Genomic DNA, 235 nt, shown 5'->3' with positions numbered 1-235 from the left:
GGGCCTCCTCCCCGGTGAGGTCCTCGAGGACCACCAGGGAGGGCGCCTCCCCCAAGGCGGCCACCACCGCCCCCCAGGGGGCCTCCCGGGGAAGGCCCAGCGCCTGGGCCAGGAGGTCCCGGGGCTCCCCCAAGAGGGCGCTCGCCCAGAGGGTGCGGAGGCCAAGCCTAGCGGCGAGCTGCCCCGCAAGGACGCTCTTGCCGAAGCCCGCGGGGGCCTCGCGCCATACGGCGAA

Annotated in this window: 1 protein-coding gene; it reads right to left on the bottom strand. The window is 77.0% G+C overall.

All coding sequences use genetic code 11. The annotated features are described in order from the left end of the window. On the bottom strand, nt 1-235 hold a 235-nt coding region (locus tag MFF40_RS28620), incomplete at both ends, for a hypothetical protein (protein WP_238263210.1).

The organism is Methylobacterium mesophilicum (assembly GCF_022179445.1).
Taxonomy (GTDB): domain Bacteria; phylum Pseudomonadota; class Alphaproteobacteria; order Rhizobiales; family Beijerinckiaceae; genus Methylobacterium; species Methylobacterium mesophilicum.
This window is presented reverse-complemented; position numbering and strand designations above follow the sequence as displayed.